At 46.2% G+C, this 563-nt stretch carries 1 protein-coding gene and 1 pseudogene; both read right to left on the minus strand.

The window, feature by feature from the left end; genetic code table 11:
* The coding region (locus R8O11_RS30165) for a BatD family protein (RefSeq protein ID WP_318195255.1) at positions 1-376 on the minus strand (376 nt) is incomplete at its 3' end.
* 4 nt (positions 377-380) lie between these two features.
* Positions 381-563 (minus strand): annotated as a pseudogene (locus R8O11_RS30170) (hypothetical protein); the annotation flags it as partial.

Below are 563 nucleotides of genomic sequence, written 5' to 3' on the forward strand. Positions count from 1 at the left end.
ATTTGTTCGCCGTGACTTTTAGCTGAATTGGCTCGGTTTTCATGCCATCGGCCGAAAAACTCGGGATCGTAATTATCCCTTCTTTCATTGGCGCTATAGAAATGCTCCATTCTGTGCGCTGATATTTTCGACCATTGATGTTGTTACTCGAACGCCCGTAGCGAGGCTGTCCTAGGAAGAAGTCTTTTTCCAATACGCTGAAGTCGATGGCGTCGGACGCAACTTCTGAGTCTGCCATTATCCGTAGGTTGATGACTTCATTTTTAGCCACTTCAGTTTTGTTGACACTTGCCTGGAGGCTTTGTGCCATCACCGAGAAACTAGATAACAGGCTGGCCACAAGAATAAAGACCAGATGTACGCCTTTTTTCATCACGGGCTTACCACTCCTTCTGAGATTGTTGTGGACGTTGTTTTTGTTGAGCTTGCAACTGCATTTGTGCACGAATCAAAAAGCTTGGATCTCGAGCACTTTCGACAGCTTCTAGGCGGCGGAATTCAGGATCATCCTGAAGTGTTTTTTCTGGTTGGGCTTGCGCCTGCATAGGTTCACCTTTTTTTTG

The sequence above is a fragment of the Vibrio sp. 1288 genome (assembly GCF_033344475.1).